General features: G+C 71.8%; 16 protein-coding genes and 1 pseudogene. 7 read left to right on the forward strand and 10 right to left on the reverse strand.

What is annotated here, in order from left to right; genetic code table 11:
- Positions 1–21 precede the first annotated feature (21 nt).
- The 5 genes and pseudogenes from RV986_RS46550 to RV986_RS46570 all read right to left on the reverse strand — a co-directional run bounded on the left by RV986_RS46550 (position 22) and on the right by RV986_RS46570 (position 6,515).
- Positions 22–996: an LLM class flavin-dependent oxidoreductase gene (locus RV986_RS46550; RefSeq protein WP_475923141.1), complete on the reverse strand. Its 975-nt coding sequence runs from the start codon at positions 994–996 to the stop codon at positions 22–24.
- Positions 997–1,008: 12 nt separating this feature from the next.
- Complete coding sequence (locus tag RV986_RS46555; protein WP_475923142.1) at positions 1,009–3,495, reverse strand: bifunctional acetate--CoA ligase family protein/GNAT family N-acetyltransferase; 2,487 nt, start codon at positions 3,493–3,495, stop codon at positions 1,009–1,011.
- Between the two features lie 32 nt (positions 3,496–3,527).
- A complete protein-coding gene (locus RV986_RS46560) occupies positions 3,528–4,607 on the reverse strand; it encodes an amidohydrolase family protein (protein ID WP_475923143.1) in 1,080 nt (359 codons plus the stop codon).
- Between the two features lie 106 nt (positions 4,608–4,713).
- Positions 4,714–5,677 (reverse strand): annotated as a pseudogene (locus RV986_RS46565) (electron transfer flavoprotein subunit alpha/FixB family protein).
- 76 nt (positions 5,678–5,753) lie between these two features.
- Complete coding sequence (locus RV986_RS46570; protein WP_475923144.1) at positions 5,754–6,515, reverse strand: electron transfer flavoprotein subunit beta/FixA family protein; 762 nt, start codon at positions 6,513–6,515, stop codon at positions 5,754–5,756.
- Positions 6,516–6,691: 176 nt separating this feature from the next.
- Between RV986_RS46570 and RV986_RS46575 the strand changes: the two genes are divergently transcribed.
- From RV986_RS46575 to RV986_RS46605, 7 genes are all read left to right on the forward strand, one after another.
- The gene (locus RV986_RS46575) at positions 6,692–8,014 is read left to right on the forward strand and encodes a phenylacetate--CoA ligase family protein (protein WP_475923145.1); all 1,323 of its coding nucleotides are present in this window, start codon (positions 6,692–6,694) and stop codon (positions 8,012–8,014) included.
- The gene (locus RV986_RS46580) at positions 8,014–8,733 is read left to right on the forward strand and encodes a hypothetical protein (protein WP_475923146.1); all 720 of its coding nucleotides are present in this window, start codon (positions 8,014–8,016) and stop codon (positions 8,731–8,733) included. The genes RV986_RS46575 and RV986_RS46580 overlap by 1 nt, the downstream gene beginning before the upstream one ends.
- A 120-nt stretch (positions 8,734–8,853) precedes the next feature.
- Entirely contained in the window at positions 8,854–9,768 is a 915-nt protein-coding gene (locus RV986_RS46585; protein ID WP_475923147.1) for an SDR family oxidoreductase, read from the forward strand.
- A 16-nt stretch (positions 9,769–9,784) separates the two neighbouring features.
- A complete protein-coding gene (locus RV986_RS46590) occupies positions 9,785–10,288 on the forward strand; it encodes a Zn-ribbon domain-containing OB-fold protein (RefSeq protein WP_475923148.1) in 504 nt (167 codons plus the stop codon).
- Complete coding sequence (locus tag RV986_RS46595) at positions 10,285–11,433, forward strand: thiolase family protein (RefSeq protein WP_475924677.1); 1,149 nt, start codon at positions 10,285–10,287, stop codon at positions 11,431–11,433. The genes RV986_RS46590 and RV986_RS46595 overlap by 4 nt, the downstream gene beginning before the upstream one ends.
- A gap of 18 nt (positions 11,434–11,451) precedes the next feature.
- A complete protein-coding gene (locus tag RV986_RS46600) occupies positions 11,452–12,729 on the forward strand; it encodes an acyl-CoA dehydrogenase family protein (protein WP_475923149.1) in 1,278 nt (425 codons plus the stop codon).
- Positions 12,726–13,868, forward strand: a complete 1,143-nt coding sequence (locus tag RV986_RS46605; RefSeq protein WP_475923150.1) for an acyl-CoA dehydrogenase family protein — start codon at positions 12,726–12,728, stop codon at positions 13,866–13,868. Before RV986_RS46600 ends, RV986_RS46605 begins: the two co-directional genes overlap by 4 nt.
- On the opposite strand, the gene RV986_RS46610 is transcribed toward RV986_RS46605, so the two are convergent.
- From RV986_RS46610 to RV986_RS46630, 5 genes are all read right to left on the reverse strand, one after another.
- Positions 13,756–14,424 carry a zinc-binding dehydrogenase gene (locus RV986_RS46610; protein WP_475923151.1) on the reverse strand — a complete coding sequence of 223 codons (669 nt, stop codon included), beginning with the start codon at positions 14,422–14,424 and terminating at the stop codon, positions 13,756–13,758. The genes RV986_RS46605 and RV986_RS46610 overlap by 113 nt on opposite strands.
- Positions 14,376–14,810 (reverse strand): alcohol dehydrogenase catalytic domain-containing protein, encoded by a 435-nt coding sequence (locus RV986_RS46615; RefSeq protein ID WP_475923152.1) that lies wholly within the window; start codon positions 14,808–14,810, stop codon positions 14,376–14,378. Before RV986_RS46615 ends, RV986_RS46610 begins: the two co-directional genes overlap by 49 nt.
- Before the next feature lie 122 nt (positions 14,811–14,932).
- A complete protein-coding gene (locus RV986_RS46620) occupies positions 14,933–16,090 on the reverse strand; it encodes an acyl-CoA dehydrogenase family protein (RefSeq protein WP_475923153.1) in 1,158 nt (385 codons plus the stop codon).
- Between the two features lie 23 nt (positions 16,091–16,113).
- Positions 16,114–16,725 carry a DoxX family protein gene (locus RV986_RS46625; RefSeq protein WP_475923154.1) on the reverse strand — a complete coding sequence of 204 codons (612 nt, stop codon included), beginning with the start codon at positions 16,723–16,725 and terminating at the stop codon, positions 16,114–16,116.
- Entirely contained in the window at positions 16,722–17,633 is a 912-nt protein-coding gene (locus RV986_RS46630; RefSeq protein WP_475923155.1) for an SDR family NAD(P)-dependent oxidoreductase, read from the reverse strand. The genes RV986_RS46625 and RV986_RS46630 overlap by 4 nt, the downstream gene beginning before the upstream one ends.
- Between the last annotated feature and the right edge of the window lie 14 nt (positions 17,634–17,647).

Raw genomic sequence — 17,647 nt, forward strand, 5'->3', positions numbered from 1 at the left:
GTCAGGCGTCGGCGTTGTCTGTCAGGCGTCGGCAAGCAGCGGGCGCAGCTTTCCGGCGATCAGCTGGATCTGGCGGGCCACCATCTCCTCGGGCATCCCGGCCAGCGAGGCCCACAGGAACACCCCCTCGACCGGCAGTCCCGCCACGTACTCCTTGATGGCGTCCGCGGTCTCCTGAGGTGTGCCGTAGAGGAACTGGCCGACCCCGGTCGCGCGCAGACCCTGCTGCCGCCACTTCTCGGGGTCGATGGGACGAGGGGCGGGCTGGTCCGTCCCCTCCACCATGTACCGGCGGTAGCTGTCCCACTGGTACGCCAGGTGCTTGCGGACCACCGGCCAGTCGCCGTCCGGGTCCTCGGTCACGAACGTGGTGAACGAACCCTGCATACGCCCCGCCGACATGTCGTACCCGCTCTCGGCGAGCCCCTCCCGGTAGGGCGTGAGCAGCGCGGGGTTGAGCGACAGCAGCCCGGTGCCGAGACGGCCGGCCCGCCGGGCGCCCTGCGGCCCCTGGTAGCCGAGCCAGATCGGCAGCGGGTCCTGCACCGGTCCCGGGGTGACCAGGGACTCGGCCCACAGACCGCGGATCTCCCGCACCCGCTGGTCGGTCGTGGAGTAGCGCTTGGCGAGATCGGCGCCGAACAGGCGGTATTCGGGCACCCGATAGCCGGTGCCGAGCCCGAGGTCCAGCCGGCCGTCGCTCAGGATGTCCACGAGCGCCGCCTGCTCGGCGATCTCCGGGGCCGCGTGCAGCGGTGCGGGGATCACCGCCGTACCGAGCCGTACCCGGCGGGTGCGGGCGGCGGCCGCGGCCGCCATGGTGAGCGGCTGGGGCAGATACCCGTCCTCGAAGCCGTGGTGTTCGGAGAACCAGACCGAGTCGATGCCGAGCCGGTCCGCCTCCTCGCACATCTCCAGTGCGAACCCGTACAGCCGGGACCAACTCTGCCGCCACGGCGGCGGATTGCGCAGATCGAAGTAGATGCCGACCTTCACGGGGGACCACCCTCACTTGAGTTGAGTGCCGGCTTCACTTGGGTCGTGTGCCAGCCGGATCGTCGCGTGCGCGACGGCCACGCCTTCCCCGGGCGGCAGCAGCCGCACCGGACGCAGTTCCAACGTCTCGATCTCGGGCAGGTCCTCGACCATCGCCGAGATCCGCAGCACGGTCTCCTCCAGGGCCGCCAGATCCACCCCGCGGCCGCCCACCCGGCCGTCCAGCAGCGGCGTCGCCCGCAGCGAACGGACCATCTCCCGCGCGTCGCGGTCGCTGAGCGGGGTGACGCGGTGGGCGACGTCCGCCATGAGGTCGGCGTAGTCGCCGGTGAGACCGAAGGAGACCACCGGGCCGAAGACCGGGTCGGCGCCGACCGAGAGGAACGCGTCCGGCCCGGAGCCTGGACGAGAGCCCGGCCCGGTGTCCGGCCCGGAGTCCGTCACGGTGTCCGTCGCGGAGTCCGGCCCGGTGTCCGTCACGGGGATTCCGTACGCGTGCAGCAGCTCGGTGGCGAGCCGTGCCGGGACGGGGCCGGGGCCGTGTCCGGCGACCAGTGCGCGCGCCAGTTCGGCGTCGATCCCCGCGAGATCCGGTACGACCCCCGCGGGCGTCGCCCGCCATGCCTGGTAGGCCGCCGCGTGACCGAGCGAGGCGGCCGCCGACTCGGGGAACGTGTAGGTCGGTACGACCAGTTCGCCCCGGTGCAGCAGATCCGCGACGCCCGCGCCGCCCAGAAAGCTGGTCACGACCGGTTTCGAGGGGACGGCCGCGGCCGCGTCGAGGATCGCGGCGGCCACCTCGTCGGCCTTGTCGGCGAGCGGGGGCATGAACAGCACGATGGCGGCGTCGATGTCGTCGTCGGCCAGTACGGCGTCCAGTGCCTGCCGGTAGTGCGCCGCGGTGGCCATGGGCGTGAGGTCGACCGGGTTCGTGACCTCCGCCCGCGGTGCCAGCGCCGTACGGAGGGTGTGGCGGGTGCGTTCGCCGAGCGCGGGTACGCGCAGCCCGCTCGCCGCGCACGCTCCCGCGGTCAGCGCCGCGGGGCCGCCCGCGTTGGTGATGACGGCGACCCGGTCGCCCGGCGGGGGAGGCTGATGGGCGAGCAGCAGCGCGACGTCGAAGAGTTCCTGGAGGCTGCGGGTGCGGATCACACCGGACTGGGCGAACAGGGAACTCACCGCCGCGTCCGCATGACCCGGGTGCACCGCGATGATCGGTTTGCGCGGCGCGATCCGGCGCGCGATCCGGGCGAACCGGCGCGGATTGCCGAAGTGTTCGACGTGCAGCAGGATCACCGAGGTGGCGGGGTCCTCGTCCCACCACTGGAGCAGGTCGTTGGTCGACACGTCCACGGCGTGACCCACCGACACGAAGCCGGAGAAGCCGAGACGCAGCCGCCGCGCGAGGTCGAGCACGGCGAGGCCCAGCGGGCCCGACTGGCTGGACATCGCGACCCGGCCGGGCTCGGGCAGGGCGGGGCTGAAGGTCGCGGCGAGGCGTGCCGCCGATGTCGTGTTGACCACGCCCATGCAGTTCGGTCCCACCAGCCGCATCCCGGAGGCCCGGGCGAAACGGGCCAGCTCCAGCTCGGCCGTCCGACCGGCCGCTCCGGTCTCGCCGAAGCCGGTGGAGACGACGACCACCGCCTTGACACCGAGCTTGGCGCACTCCCGTACGACATCGGGAACGGCCTCCGCCCGGACCGCGACAAGCGCCAGGTCCGGCGCCTCCGGAAGATCGCGCACGCCCCGGTAGGCCCGTGCTCCCGCGATCCGCTCGGCGTGTGGATTGACCGGGTACACGCTGCCGCGAAAGCCGCCGCGCAGCAGATTGGCGACGATCTCGTGCCCGATGGTCAGTGGGTCGCGGTTGGCGCCGATCACCGCGACCGACCGAGGTTCGAGCAGCGGTCGCAGCGACCGTCGTACGGCCGTGTGCTCGCGTCGCTCGGCGCGGGCCACCGCCAGGGTCTGCGGGTCGATGGCGATGTCGAAGTGGAGTATCTGGCCGGGGGGTCCCGTCTCGATCCGGTAGCCGGAGCCGAGGAACACGTTGATCATGCGGGTGTTGTCGGCGAGGACGTCGGCCGCCAGGACCCGGATGCCCCGGGCGCGGGCGGCGGCCGCGATGTGTTCCAGGAGGAGACGGCCGAACCCCTCGCTCTGGTGGTCGTCCCGGATGGTGAAGGTGACGTCCGCGTGATCGGGCTCGTCGGGGTCGCGGACATAGCGGACCAGCCCGGCGATCTCGTCGCCGGCCAGGGCGACGAGTGCCAGTTCGTCGAGGTAGTCCACGTGCGCGCCGCGCCGGATCACGTCGTCGCGTGCCCTGACCACCGGCCCCAGCGAACGGTAGGCCAGCGTCGCCCGCGACAGACCGCCGACGAAGGCGACCAGCCGGTCGGCGTCCTCGGGCCGCACGGGCCGGATGAACGTCGACCGGCCCGTCCTGACGAGTCCGGGCCGTTCCAGGTCCTCGGGGTACGGGGGAGTGGGCACGGACGCTTCCTCGTACGGCCGCTGCGCCCGGCTCAGACGGCCGCCTTCTGGGGAGTCTGCTCGGGCAGCCGGAAGAGCTCGTCGAACGTGCCGCGTGTGACACGCTCGCGGAGGTCGTCGGGCACTCCGTCGAACAGCTCGTGCAGCGTGGCCTGGGTGTGGCCGTAGGTGCCCTCCAGATGGGGGTAGTCGTCGCCCCACATCACATTGCGGTAGCCCGTCGACTCCACGATCTCCACCGAGCTCCTGTCGTGCTGGAAGGAGGCGTACACCTGCTGCCGGATGATCTCGCTGGGCAGCCGGCTCAGCTTCGGCCGGACGAACATGCCGTGCTGCCGGTAGGCCTCGTCCATGCGGTCGCCGATGGCCGGCACCCAGCCGGCGCCGCCCTCCGCGATGAGGATCTTCAGCTCCGGGTGACGGTCCAGGGCGCCGCCCGCGACCATGTGCGACACCACGCGCATGCCCGGGTAGGTCGTCTCCATGTAGTTGACGACCGCGCCGCCGGGCCCGCGGAAGACGACGTTCTCGCCGCCCGTGCCGATGTGGAAGCCGATCACCAGACCGGCCCGCTCGGCCGCGGTCCACAGCGGCTCCCAGCGGTCGAGGGCGTACTCCTCGCCGGGCCGTGTCGAGCACGGCAGGAACACCGACTGGAAGCCGAGCTCCGCCACGCGCTCGACCTCGGCGACCGCGTCGTCGACGTCCGCCGTGGACACACAGGCCGGTGTGATGACGCGCTTGTTCCGGCCCAGGATCTCGGAGTGCGCCCAGTCGTTCCAGGCTCGTACGGTCTCCCGGGCGAGCTCCCGGTCGGTGATCGAGACCAGCCAGAACCCCATGGAGGGGAAGGCGAGTTGGCCCCAGACGCCCTCCTGGTCCAGATCCTTGAGCCGGACGTCGAGGTCCCGGGCGCCGGGCGGCCGCATGGCGTCCATGAAGTCGTTGAGCTGGCGGTCGATGCGCTGACCGTCGATGTAGAGCACCTCGTACTTGTCGCCCCGCTCGTTGCGCGGCGCCCGGTCGGCGAGGCGCCGCGGCAGCGACCGGGTCCAGAGGTCGTCGGGTTCCATCACGTGGGAGTCCCCGGAGTTGACCCAGATCTTCGTCATGGTGCTCCTTCGGGTCACTTCATGCTGTGCCAGCCATGAGATGCATGCGGTGCAATGGATGTAATCAGTTAGCTAGTTTAGGTGTATCGGTCGGCTACGGGAAGGCTCAGCTCCGCCGGCTCTCGATCTCCTCCGCCAGCTGCGGGAGGACCTTGAACAGATCGCCCACGACGCCGTAGTCGGCCAGCTCGAAGATGGGCGCGTCCGCGTCCTTGTTGACCGCGACGATCGTCTTGGACGTCTGCATGCCCGCGCGGTGCTGGATCGCGCCGGAGATGCCGGCCGCGAGGTAGAGCTGCGGCGAGACCTGGGTGCCGGTCTGCCCGACCTGATGGCTGTGCGGATACCAAGCCGGCGTCCACCGCGGCCCGGGAGGCGCCGACGGCCGCGCCCAGGGCGTCGGCGACGCGCTCGATGACGGCGAAGTTCTCGGCGCCGTTCACTCCCCGGCCGCCGGAGACGACGATGTCGGCCTCGGTCAGCTCGGGGCGGTCGCTGCGAGTGCGGGGTGTGCGGGACAGGACCCTGGTGGTCGCGGCGGCGGGACCGAAGGCCACGTCCCGCTTCTCCACGGTGGCGACGACGGGGTCCGGCCGCGGTGCCGTGGCGTTCGGCTTCACCGTGATGACCGGGACGCCTCGGGTGACATGCGCGGTGACCTGGTACGTCGCCGCGAACGCGGACTGTTCGGTGACCGGGCCGTCCTCGCCCGCGGTGACGTCGACGGCGTCGGTGATCAGCCCCGAATCCAGGCGCAGGGCGACCCGCGCCGCCGTTTCCCTGCCGTCCGGGCTCGACGGCAGCAGGATCGCGGCCGGTCCGGCGCTCCGGGCGATCTGGGTGAGGGCGTCGACGGCCGGGGTGACGAGGCGGTCGGCGACCTCGGGTGCGTCCACGACGTAGACCTTCCGGGCGCCGTACCGGCCGAGGGTCTCGGTGGCGGCGTCCGCGCCGGGTCCGAGGAGGACGGCGGACGGTTCGCCCAGCCGCCGTGCCAGGGTGAGCAGTTCGAGGGTCGGCTTGCGGACGGCCCCGTCGACGTGGTCGACGAGTACGAGGATCTCGGCCATGGTGATGCGCTCCTCCTGAGGGTGACGGACCGGGGGGTGGACCGGGGCGGACGGGCTTCGGGGCGGCGGGGCCGGTTCAGATGAACTTCCCGGCGGTGAGGAACGCGGCCAGCCCGGCGCCGCCCGCACCGTCGTCGGTGACGATCTCGCCCTTGCTGCGCGGCGGGCGCCTGGCCGCCCGGTCCACCGCCGAGCGGGCCGCGGGCCGGCCCACCAGCTCCGCGTCGATACCGAGGTCGGTCAGATCGAGCGTCTCCAGCGGCTTCTTCTTCGCCGCCATGATCCCTTTGAAGGAGGGATAGCGGGCGTCGCCGGCGCGGTCGGTGACGGACACGACGGCCGGCAGGGTCGCCCGGACGTGTACGGAGGCGGACTCGCCCTCGCGGCGGCCCGTGACCGTGCCGCCTTCGACGGCGAACTCGTCGAGATGGGTCACGGCCGGGACGCCGAGCCGCTCCGCCAGCAGTGCGGGAACGACCCCCGTCCCGCCGTCGGTCGACGCCATGCCGCAGACGACCAGGTCGAAGCCGCCGCGCTCGATCGCCCTGGCGAGGACGAGCGAGGTGGCGAACGCGTCGCTGCCGCGGACGTCCTCGTCGCTCACGTGCACCGCCGCGTCACCGCCCATGGCGAGCGCCTTGCGCAGCGCGTCCTTCGCGTCGTCGGGGCCGATGGTGAGGTAGGTGATCTCGGCGTCGACGCCCGACTCGGGAATCCGAAGTGCCTGTTCGACCGCGTACTCGTCGAGTTCGGACAGGAGCGAGTCGACCGCGTCGCGGTCGGTGGTGCCGTCCTCGGTGAAGGTGCGGTCCGCCGTGGCGTCGGGCACGTGCTTCACGCAGACAACGATCTTCACAGCGGACCTCCCGGTCGTCCTTAATGAGTACTACTAGTTAACTATATAAGTCCAAGCGCCGCGAGAGGCGGCAGTCGATTTCGTCGATTCCGTCGAATTAGTTGACTGATTGCGCTGATAGCTGGAAGATCTGGTCAGCCGAGCCGCGAGGAGGCGCCATGGTCGCAGACAGGTACTTCGAACCGCAGGTGGAGACCATGTCCCGCGAGCGGCTCCAGGCACTGCAGGAGGCACGCGTCCTGGAGCTCGTCGAGTACGCCTACACCCACTCCGCCTTCTACCGTGAACTCTGGGACGAGCACGGCGTACACCCCCGTGACATCCGCTCCCTGGACGACTTCCGGGCCCGTATCCCCTTCATCACCAAGGACATGGTGCGCGCCCACCGGACCCGGACCGGAGATCCCTTCGGGGGCCTGCTGTGCGTGCCCACCGAGGAGCTGACGTCCGTCTCCTCCAGCTCGGGCACCACCGGGGACCCGGAGTTCTTCGCCGAGATCTGGGAGGACGCGCCGCCCCTGGTGACCGCACAGGTGCGGGACCTGTGGGAACTGGGCCTCAGGCCGGGCGACCGGGTGCTGAGCCCGCCCGGCACCTTCCGCAACCTCATGGACCCCGGTTTCCAGGCGCTGGGCGCCGTGGTGATCGAGGTGGACACCTGGATCGGCCGGATGCACGAGGTCGTCGAGGCCCTGCGCACCTACCGGCCGGCCTATCTGCAGATGATGTATCCGCAGATGGTGGAGCTGGAGCACCTGGCCGAGAAGGTGGACCTGAAGGAGGCGTTCTCCTCCCTCAAGGGTGCCTCGTGCGCCGGCCAGCCGCTCAGCCGCAGGATGCGCGAGCGGATCCGCGAGGACTGGGGCATCGACGTCTACGAGTACACCAGCGCGGCCGACACCGGCACCGCCTGGGAGTGCCGTGAGCACGACGGCTTCCACCTCTGGGAGGACACGGTCTTCGCGGAGTGCCTCGACATCACCGGCGAGGCCCCGGGTGCCGGGGACTGGCGCGACGCACTGGGGGACGACCTCGGCGAACTCGTCGCCACCGACCTCGACAACCGGGCCGCCCCGCTGATCCGTTACCGCAGCGAGGACCTCGTCCGGATGTCGCGGGACCGCTGCGGCTGCGGACGCACCCACGCCCGTATGTGGGTGGCGGGACGGCGCGGCGACGAGACCCTCGTGGACGGACGTTCGGTCGTCCTGCGGGACATCTGGCAGGCCGTGGAGGACCAGCCGGAGACCGTCGCGGGCGTGTTCCAGATCGTCCGGGCCCGGCGCGAGGTCGACGAACTGCGGCTGCGCATCGGCTACGACCCCGGGCTCACCACCGACGTCGACGCCCTCGCGGGACGGATCGGCGAGGCCGTGCGGGAGCGGACGGGAGTGAAACCGGTGCTCGACATGCGGACCGAGGAGGAGCTGTTGCGGACCATGACCAGCGTCGCCAAGTTCCCCCGGGTGGTGAAGAGCTGATGGCCCGCGCCGACACTCTCGCCCGGGCCCGCCGGCTCGACCGGCCCGAACTCGCCTACCTCGTCCGCTTCCCCGCGGCGGCCGGTATGACGGACACCGAACTCACCTGGGCGCAACTTGCCCGCGACACGGCCTGGGCCACCGACCGGCTGCGCGGCCACGGACTGACCGCCGGACAGCGCGCCCTGCTGACCGCCTCCGGATTCGAGGGCTTCTGGGGGCACTCGGTCATCGGCGCACTGCGCGCACTGCGGGTCCCGTACGGCATCGCCGAGGCGATGGGCTGGGACCACCGCCGTACGGCCGTCTTCCACCGGGAACTCGCCCCGCACGCGGTGATCGGCCTGTCCGCGGAGACCCTGGAGGGCCTCGGCGGGTCGGCCGACATCGGCGAGATGTTCCATGCGACACCGGTGGTGCTCGCCCGGCCCGCCGCGGTGCCGGTGCTGCGCGCGGCGGGTGTGTCCGCCTGTCTGATCGCGGCCGTGGGCCCGGCCCTCGTACTGGAGTGCCCGGAGCGGTCCGGGGCGCACGTCAACGCCGCCGAGTGGCGGGTGGGCGAGCGGGACGGGGAGCTGTTCGTGGCGGCGGGGGAGGGACGTGCGTCCCGGCTGCCCGAAACACCGCTGGGGCTGGGCGGCCGGGTGGTCACCGGCCGGTGCGGCTGCGGCAGCGAGGACCCGCGGGTGCTGCTCACCGAGGCCGACCGGCCCTCGTGATCGCGGAGTGGACGCGGTCGGGCAGCCGGGAGGCCAGGCAGTGGGGAAGTCGGGCAGCCGGGAGGTCGGGCAGTGGGGGAAGTCAGGGAGTCGGGAAGTCAGCGATGTCTGGAGTGAGTGATGGCTGAAGGAGTGGTCGACGGCCGGGTCGTGGTCGTCACCGGCGCGGGCAACGGGATCGGCCGGGCCCATGCCCTGGCGTTCGCCGCGCAGGGCGCCAGGGTCGTGGTCAACGACCTCGGCGGCGCGCGCGACGGAGGGGGCGCCTCGGCCGGGCCCGCCCAGGCCGTGGTGGACGAGATCGTGGCGGCGGGCGGCACGGCGGTGGCCAACACCGACGACATCTCGTCCTGGGACGGCGCCGAACACCTCGTCCGGCAGGCCGTGGACACCTACGGCGGACTGGACGTGCTGGTCAACAACGCCGGCATCCTGCGCGACCGGACCATCGTCACGATGACCGAGCGCGACTGGGACAGCGTGCTCGCCGTCCACCTCAAGGGCGGCTTCGCCACCCTGCACCACGCGGCCGGGTACTGGCGCGAGCGCACCAAGGCGGGTCACGCCAACGACGCCCGGGTGATCAACACGACCTCCCCGTCGGGCATCTTCGGCAACCCCGGCCAGTCGAACTACGGCTCGGCGAAGGCCGGCATCGCCGGTCTCACCATCATCGCCGCGGCCGAACTCGCCCGCTACGGCGTGACGGTGAACGCCATCGCGCCGACCGCGCTCACCCGGCTGACGGAGGACATCGAGGTGATGAAGCGGGCCGCCGCGACCCAGGACCTGACCCCCGAGGCCATCTCCCCGCTGGTGGTGTGGCTGGGCTCGGCCGCCTCGCGCGAGGTCACCGGACGGGTCTTCGGAGTCGTCGGCAACCGCATCACCGTACTGGAGGGCTGGGTCAACGGCCCCGGCGCGAGCGCCGAAGCCCGGTGGACACCCGAGGAGCTGACCTCGGTCGTCCCGAACCTGGTGGCCAAGGCGGCTCCGAACGCCGACGCCCTGGGCAACCGCAGCACCGCGGCCTGAGAGGGACGAGGACGACATGACGCCACAAAAGCCCGTCGCCGAGGGCCTGTTCACCTGGCAGCCCGCCACCCGGCCACGGCTCATCGGATCCGAGTGCACGGCCTGCGGTCTGGTCGACTTCCCGGCCGCCGGGCACTGTCCGCGGTGCGCGAGCCCGGAGTCGAAGGAGCGGCTGCTGTCGGACCGCGGCACGCTGTGGACCTTCACCACCCAGAACTTCCGCCCCCCGTCCCCGCCCTACGACGGCCCGGAGTCCTTCGAGCCGTACTCCGTCGGGTACGTCGAACTCCCCGGCGAGCTCGTGGTCGAGGCCCGGCTCACCGAACCCGATCCCGAGAAGCTGGCGTTCGGCCAGGAGATGCGCCTGACGCTCGTGCCCTACCGGGTCGAGGACGACGGCACCGAGGTCATGACGTTCGCGTTCGCCCCCGCGACGGACGAGCCGGACGAACTGGACGTGACAGGCGAGCCGGACGCGGCAGGCGAGCTGGCAGAGTCACAAGAGGCAGGAGAGGCCTGATGGAAGCCGTCATCATCGGCGTGGGGCTGCACCCCTTCGGCCGGTTCCCGGGCAAGCCCGCGATGGACATGGGCGCGGCCGCCGTACGACTGGCGCTCGCCGACGCGGGCGTGACCTGGCCGCAGATCCAGGGCGGCTACATCGGCAGCTTCGAGGTCGCCAACCCGGACGCGATCGTCGGCCGTCTGGGCCTGACGGGAGTGCCCCTGCGCGGCGTCTTCAACGGCTGTGCCACGGCCGGTACGGCGGTGGCGCTGGCCGCCCGCGCGATCGAGACCGGCGAACACGACCTCACCATCGCCATCGGCATGGACAAACACCCCCGCGGCGCCTTCGCCGCCGATCCGTCCGTCGCCGGCATCCCCTCCTGGTACGGACAGACCGGACTCTTCCTCACCACCCACTTCTTCGGCATGAAGATCAACCGCTATATGCACGAGCACGGCATCTCCGACGAGACGCTCGCCCGCGTCGCCTCGAAGAACTTCCGCAACGCCTCCGGCAACGACAAGGCCTGGCGCCGCACTCCGCTCACACCCGAGGAGATCCTCGCCTCGCCCGTCCTCAACCATCCCCTGCGCCAGTACATGTACTGCGGACCGGACGAGGGCGCCGCGGCGGTCATCCTGTGCCGGGCCGACCAGGCCCACAAGTACACCTCGACCCCCGTACGGGTCCGGGCCACCGCCCTGCGCAGCCGCCGGCTCGGCGCCTTCGAGGTGCAGAGCCCGTCCTTCCCCGTCGGCGAGCCGGTGGCCAGCCCGACCGTGGACGCCTCCCAGGAGGCGTACGAACGGGCCGGCATCGGTCCCGAGGACGTCGACGTCGCCCAACTCCAGGACACCGACGCCGGTTCGGAGATCATCCACATGGCCGAGAACGGGCTCTGCAAGGACGGCGAGCAGGAACGCCTGATCGCCGAGGGCGCCACCGAGATCGGCGGCCGGCTCCCGGTCAACACCGACGGCGGCCTGCTCGGCAACGGCGAACCGATCGGCGCGTCCGGACTGCGCCAGATCCACGAGATCGTCCTCCAGCTGCGCGGCACGGCCGGGACCCGGCAGATCCCCGGCACACCGCGTGTCGGCTACACCCACCTGTACGGCGCGCCCGGCGTGTCGGCGGTGACGATCCTCTCCACCTGATCCCGGAGCGCAGACGCGATGGCACACGACGACATGCAGGACTTCGCCACCGAGGTGCGCCGCTTTCTCGACGCCCACGCGGTGAAGGCCCCCGACCGCACCGCCTTCACCTGGGGCGAGGGCGACGACTCGATGGCGTACTTCAGCAGCCTGCCGCCCGAGGCGGACCGCGAGCACGTCCGGCGGGCGCGCGCATGGCAGCGGACCCGCCACGAGAACGGCTTCGGCTGGATCACCGGACCACCGGAGTACGGCGGCCGCGGCCTGACCCCGCTCCACGACCTCGTCTACGACGCCGTCGAGGCCGGCTACGACGTCCCCGACACCGGCACCCTGAGCGTGGTCGGTCTCGGCATGATCGGTCCGACGATCCTCGCCCACGCCCAGCCGCACATCAAGGACCGCTGGCTGCCCGCCATGTACCGCGGGGACGCCATCGCCTGCCAGCTGTTCAGCGAGCCCGGCGCCGGGTCCGACCTGGCCGGCGTGACCACCCGGGCCGTACGCGACGATGGGGGCACCTCCCGCTCGAGCGGAGCCGAGAGTGGGGGAGCGTGGGTGCTCGACGGGCAGAAGGTGTGGACCTCGGTCGCCCAGCACAGCGAGATCGGCCTCGCCCTGACCCGTACGAATCCCACCGCGTCCAAGCACCGCGGCATCACCGCGTTCCTGGTGCCCATGGACGCACCCGGCGTCGAGGTCCGGCCGCTGCGCCAGATGACCGGCGGCGCAGACTTCAACGAGGTGTTCCTCACCGGCGTCCGTGTTCCCGACGACCACCGCCTGGGCGAGGTCGACGGCGGCTGGACCGTCGCCCTGACCACGCTGATGAACGAGCGCGCCACCGTCGGCAGCGAGGGCGCCGGACCGGTGGCCGCCGCCCTCTCCCCGGACCGCCTCTCCGCGCTGATGCGTGCCACCTGGACCTGGGACGACCGCGCCCTGCGCGCCCGCCTCGCCGAACTCCTCGTGGACGCGACGGCCACCGGCTACCTCAACGCCCGTGCCACCCGCACCCTGCGCGCGGGAGCGGCGCCCGGCCCCGAGAGGTCGGTGTCGAAGCTGATGTACGGCCAGAACCTCACCCGGGCGGCGCACTTCGTGTCGGACGTCCTCGGCCCCCGGATCATCGCGGACACCGGCGAGTGGGGCACGTACGCCTGGGCCGAACTCCTGCTGGCCACCCCGGCGTTGCGCATCCTCGGCGGCACCGAGGAGATCATGAAGAACATCCTCGCGGAACGCGTCCTCGGCCTGCCCAAGGAACCCGCAGCTGCCAAGGAGGTGCGGCCGTGACCGCCGACGAGAGCACACTGCGCGAACTGCGCCTGTCCGTACGGGAGTTCCTTCAGGCCAAGTCGCCCGAGGAAGCCGTGCGCAAGCTGATGGAGAGCGAACCGCGCTTCGACCCGGCGGTATGGGCGCAGGCCGCCGACCAGCTGCGGCTGCCGGGCCTGAGCATCCCCGAGGAGTACGGCGGCGACGGCTTCGGCATGGTCGAACTCGGCGTGGTCCTGGAGGAGATGGGCCGCGCCCTGCTGTGCGCGCCCTTCTTCGCCACGGTCCTCCTGGCGAGCCAGGCGCTGCTGGCCTCCCAGGACCGGGCGGCCTGCGCCCGCCACCTGCCCGGCATCGCCACCGGTCGCACCACGGCCACCCTCGCCGTGGCGGAGAACAGCGGCTCCTGGGACCCGGCACTGATCTCCGCCCGTGCCACACGGGACGGCGACGGCGGTGACGGTGAAGGTGGCGGTGAAGGCGGGTGGCGGCTGAGTGGCCGCAAGAGCTTCGTCGTCGACGGGACCACCGCCGATCTGATCCTCGTCGTCGCCCGCACCGTCGCCGGCCCTTCGCTGTTCGCCGTCGACCGTCGGGCCGAGGGACTCACGACCGAGCCCATGCGGACGCTGGACGCCACCCGGGCGATGGCCCGGCTGACCCTCGACGCCGTGCCCGCGACGCTCGTCGGCGCGGACGGGGCGGGCGGCCGGATCATGGCCCGCGTCCTGGACATCGCCTCCGTCGGGCTCGCCGCCGAACAGGCGGGCGGGGCGCGCCGCTGCCTGGAGGAGAGCGCCGAACACGCCCGCACCCGCCACCAGTTCGGCCGGCCCATCGGCTCCTTCCAGGCGGTCAAGCACAAGTGCGCCGACATGCTCGTTCAGGTGGAGCTGGCCGAGGCCGCGAGCCGGGAGGCCGCGCTGCTCGCCGCCGAGGGCTCCGAGGAGTTCCCGGTCGCCGCCGCCGTGGCCCACGCCTGCTGCTCACGGGCGTATCTGTTCACGGCCATGGAGAACATCCAGGTCCACGGCGGTATCGGCTTCACCTGGGAGCACCCGGCCCACCTGTACTTCCGCCGTGCGAAGTCGAGCCAGCTGCTGTTCGGCGGCCCGGCGGTGTACCACGAGCGGCTGCTGGACCGGCTCGGCATCTGAGTCCCGGGCGCCGGGACTCGGATGACCGGGACTCGGATGACCGGGTTCGGATGACCGGGCTCAGATGACGAGGACGAGTTTGCCGCGGGGGTGGCCGCTTTCCGGATGGCGGACGGCGGCGGGGCCTCCGCGAGCGGGTGGGCGCGGTCGATGACCGGTGTGAGCGTGCCGCTCTCGGCGAGGTCCTTGAGCGCCTGCGGGTCCTGCCGGCGCGGGAGGGCGAGGAAGAAGCGCAGACTCTGGCGGACCAGGGGGACGGCGCGGTGGCCGCGAGATTGTGTTCCATGCCGCCGAACAGACGGCCTCCGCCCTCACCGCCGACGATGACGAGGCTGCCGCGCGGGGCGAGGACGCGACGCGGGACGGACAGGGGACGGTTGCCCGCGGCGTCGAGGACGACGTCGTGGCGGTGCGGCCGGTCGGTGATCTCCGCGCGTGTGTAGTCGATGACATCGGCCGCGCCCAGGGACGTCACGAGGTCCGTGCCCGTGGGACCGCAGACCCCGGTCACCCGGGCGCCGTAGGAGACGGCGAGCTGGACGGCGTACGTGCCCACCCCGCCCGAGGCGCCGATGACGAGGACCTTCTGGCCCGCCGGCGGACGTGCCGTACCGCGCTCATGGACTGGAGGGCGGTGATACCGGAGGTGGGCAGGGCGGCGGCCTGTTCGAAGGTGAGGGTGGCGGGCCTGGGCACGAGCCGGTCGGCCTTGGCGCGGGTGTACTCGGCGAAGGAGCCGTCGCAGATGCCGAAGACCTCGTCGCCGGGCTTGAAACGGGTCACCTTCGCGCCGACCGCCTCGACCCGCCCGGCGCCGTCGCAACCCCGCACGGGGTTCTTGGGCTTACGGAGGCCGAAGGCGAGGCGGGACGGACAGGGCAGGCCGGTCATGAGGTGCCGGACGCCCGGGTCGACGCCGGCCGCCTGCACCCGCAGGAGCACTTCGTCGTCGCGGGGTTCGGGGCGCTCGATGTTCCTCAGTGTTCCTCAGTTCCACCCTTCCCGCCGTTCGACGGCCGCCGGGAACACGGGATGTGCGTGCCCCGGCTCGGTCGCGCCCCGGCTCAGCCGCGTGCCGCCTCTCCCAGCAGCGCCTTGGCGATGATGACCTGCTGGATCTGACTGGTGCCCTCGTAGATGCGGAACAGCCGGGCGTCGCGGTAGAAGCGCTCGACGGCGACCCCGCGCATATAGCCCGCGCCGCCGTGGATCTGCACCGCGCGGTCCGCGACCCGCCACACCATCTCGCTGGCGAAGTACTTCGTGCAGGACGGGCCGATCTTGGTGTCCGTGCCCGAGTCGAAGCCCCGTGCCGCTTCCAGGACGGTGGCGCGCCCGGCGTAGTAGTCGGTCATCGAGTCGGCGATCAGGCCTTGGATCAGCTGGAAGGACCCGATGAGCCTGCCGGACTGCTTGCGGGTGCGCGCGTACTCCACCGACTCGTCGACCAGACGCTCGGCCATGCCGACGCACAGCGCCGAGATGTGCACCCGGCCGTGCGCGATGCAGCCCATCGCCGTCGCGAAGCCGCGGTTCAGACCGTCCTCGCCGCCGACGAGCGCGGTCGCCGGCACCCGGACGTCGTCGAAGTGGACGTCCGCCGTCCAGGCGCCGAACTGGCCCATCTTGTGGTCCCTGGGCGCCACCGTCAGACCGGGCGTACCGGCCGGGACCAGGAAGGTGGAGATGCCGCGGGTGCGCGGGGCCTCGTCGTCGGTACGGGCGAAGACCATGAAGACATCGGCGAGCGGGGCGTTGGTGATGTACCGCTTGGCGCCGTTGATCACCCAGGTGTCGCCGTCCGGCCGTGCGCGCGTGGTCAGCGTCGACGGATCCGAACCGGCCTCCGGTTCGGTGAGCGCGAAGGACGCCAGTACGTCGCCGGAGGCGATCCTCGGCAGCCAGTGGGCCTTCTGCTCCTCGGTGCCGCCGACCATCAGGACATGCCCCGCGATGCCGTTGTTGGTGCCGAACATCGAGCGCAGGGAGGGAGTCGTGTAGCCCAGCTCGAACATGAGCTGTGCCTCTTCGTACATCGACAGCCCCAGCCCGCCGTACTCCTCGGGCAGCGCGAAGCCGAACAGGCCCATCTTCCTGGCCGCCTCGCGGATGTCCGCGGGCATCTCGTCCTTCTCGTCGATCTCCGCCTCCAGCGGTACGACGCGTTCCCGGACGAAGCGCCGGACCTCGGACAGCACCGCGGTGAAGTCATCCGCGTCCATGTCGTCTCCCTGTCCCATTCAGATTATTCATCTGCTTCATCTGCTTCATCCGTTTTATCTGTTTCATCGTGTTCGTCGGGTTCATCGGGTTCATCGGGTTCATCGGGTTCATCGGGTTCATCGGGTTCGTTCGTGGGACGGGGTTCGTCCATGGGCCGGTAGCACACGGTGAGCAGCGCCGCCGCGCTCGCCGTACCGATTCCGGTGGCCAGCAACGCGGGCCCCACGCCCCCGCGTCGGCGGCGCAGCAGTCCGTCCAGGGAGTACCGGCCGTTGCCGAGCGCGGCCAGTGCCACGGCCGCGCCGCCCACCACACCGACGTACTCCCAGCCGCCCTTGAAGACGAAGAAGCCCTTGCCCCGGTGGTCGGTCCGGGCGGCCACCGTCATCAGGCCGACCGTCGCCGCGGCGGGCAGCGGGCCTGCCGCGCCCAGCGCGATGGCCATGCCCGCGGCCATCTCGGTGCCGGCCGCCATCCGGGCGTGCACCTCGGCCGGTCTGAGGCCGAGTGCCTCGAACCAGCCCGTGGTGCCCTTGATTCCGCCCGGCCCGGCCACCTTGTTCCAGCCGTGCGCGAAGAGCATCGGGCCGAGCGTCGCGCGCAGGACCAGGGCCGCGGCGTCCTGGCCCTTCACCGGCCCACGCCCGTGGCCCGCCCGGCGGGGGCGACACCGTACAACCGCGGTACGGCGTCGATGAGTTCCTCGGGGGTGAGGGCGCCGCCCGACTCGCTGGGGTGGACCCCGGCGACCGTCCAGCCCTGGAGCCGGTTGAGCCGGCTGCCGTCGACGCGCAGCACCTGGCCGGTCAGCCAGCCGGCGGCGTCGGAGGCGAGATAGACGACGACACCGGACGCGTTGGCGGGGTCGCGGGGATCGAAGCCGCCTTCGGCCGCTTGCGACTGGCCGACCGGCAGGTCGGCCGTCATCCGGGTCGTCGCGATGGGGGAGACGGCGTTGGCGGTGACGCCGTACTTGCGCATCTCCAGGGCCGTGATGACGGTGAGGCCGGCTATCCCGGCCTTCGCGGCGCCGTAGTTGGACTGACCCGTGTTGCCGAACAGCCCGGTCCCGGAGGTCGTGTTGATCACCCGGCCGGCGACCCGTTCGCCCCGCTTCGACGCCTCGCGCCAGTACGCGCAGGCGTGCCGCGTCAGCGCGAAGGTGCCCTTCAGATGCACGGCGATCACCGCGTCGAACTCGGCCTCGCTCATCGAGAACAGCATGCGGTCGCGGACGATCCCCGCGTTGTTCACCACGATGTCCAGGCGCCCGAACTCCGCGACCGTGTCCGTGACCATCGACTCGGTGGCCGCCCAGTCCGTGACCGAGCCGTGGTTGGCGACCGCCCTCCCGCCGAGCTTGGTGATCTCGGCGACCACGTCGTCGGCCGGGGAATCGCCGGTCCGCTCGCCGTGCACGCCCGAGCCGAGGTCGTTCACCACCACGGTGGCCCCGGCCTCGGCGAGCGCCAGACAGTGCGCCCGGCCCAGCCCCCGGCCGCCGCCGGTGACGATCGCGACCTTGTCGTCGAGGATGCCCACGCCGTACCTCCTGA

The sequence above is a fragment of the Streptomyces sp. RLA012 genome, assembly GCF_056270325.1.

Excerpts from the sequence above, each read along its gene's own strand:
- RV986_RS46560 (WP_475923143.1), bottom strand. The coding sequence starts at position 4,607 with ATGACGAAGATCTGGGTCAACTCCGGGGACTCCCACGTGATGGAACCC.
- RV986_RS46575 (WP_475923145.1), top strand. The coding sequence starts at position 6,692 with ATGGTCGCAGACAGGTACTTCGAACCGCAGGTGGAGACCATGTCCCGC.
- RV986_RS46580 (WP_475923146.1), top strand. The coding sequence starts at position 8,014 with ATGGCCCGCGCCGACACTCTCGCCCGGGCCCGCCGGCTCGACCGGCCC.
- RV986_RS46585 (WP_475923147.1), top strand. The coding sequence starts at position 8,854 with ATGGCTGAAGGAGTGGTCGACGGCCGGGTCGTGGTCGTCACCGGCGCG.
- RV986_RS46590 (WP_475923148.1), top strand. The coding sequence starts at position 9,785 with ATGACGCCACAAAAGCCCGTCGCCGAGGGCCTGTTCACCTGGCAGCCC.
- RV986_RS46600 (WP_475923149.1), top strand. The coding sequence starts at position 11,452 with ATGGCACACGACGACATGCAGGACTTCGCCACCGAGGTGCGCCGCTTT.
- RV986_RS46620 (WP_475923153.1), bottom strand. The coding sequence starts at position 16,090 with ATGGACGCGGATGACTTCACCGCGGTGCTGTCCGAGGTCCGGCGCTTC.